General features: G+C 51.6%; 1 pseudogene. It reads right to left on the bottom strand.

The features are described from left to right. Window positions 1-131: 131 nt before the first annotated feature. Window positions 132-969: pseudogene (locus ACXR0M_RS27225) on the bottom strand (hypothetical protein); the annotation flags it as partial.

Here is a 969-nt window from a genome sequence, read left to right as displayed (position 1 = left end):
ATGGCCTCATCGCGAGCAGGCTCACTCCTACACTGGAGCGCATTCAAATGTGGGAGCGAGCTTGCTCGCGAAGAGGCCATTGACGAAACAACCTGATTAGAGTTGATCGCTAAAACATGAGCATCCCATGTTCAGATCGACATGCTGAAGTGATCGAAGGCAGACCAGTCAGATCCTCTAAGGGTACTTATCTCTATTCGAGCGATTCCCTCTGCAGAAAACTCCTGATATGCGACGTTCTCCCCTGAAATGGCTAACGTCACTCTTCCCAATAGTTGACCGGCAGCGTTGTAGTAAAAAACCTCGTTGTTATTGGATACTCCCCAAGTATGCCAAAAACCGATTTTTGAATAGGCCGATTTGAAGTCCATTCTAATGCGTTGAAAATCGCCTTTATGCGCGTAGGTCATATGAAGTAATTGTCCTGAGCGGCATCCGGGAACCGGAGGAAAAACAATTCCTGCGTAGTTGCCATCGGACAGTGGCGCGATGGCAGCCTCGCCGCCTCCGGAAACGATGGATATGCTCATGCTCGGGATGTCGATGGTTTGCCCTTGGGTGATGACCCTTTTAGGCTGGCTATCAAAATTTTCGGTCAGCAGTGCTTGCACCGTGAACGTTCTCGCGGGCGAGGCTTTGTTGGATCCGTACAATGCTTTTGCGATGAAGCTATGTGAGCCACTGAGCCTACTGACCGAGAAGCTCCAGTTACCACGATTATCGGAGGTGGCCCTGCCTTTGGAGGCGCCGTTGTCAAGTATCTCGACCTGCTGGCCCGACGTGCAAGTGCCAGTCAGATTCACGAACGTCTCTCGGGTGATAGCGCCCTGGGGAATTTCCGTTGGGTTGATTGTGCCTTTTACCGAGGTGATGGTTGGCGTCACTTCCTCAAGCGTACTGATCGTATAAACCCGATACGGAAACACCTCCGCCTCCTTCTCGATATCGCGCTTGTCCATCGACGCCTTT

It is taken from the genome of Pseudomonas sp. Eth.TT006 (genome assembly GCF_054456575.1).
This window is presented reverse-complemented; position numbering and strand designations above follow the sequence as displayed.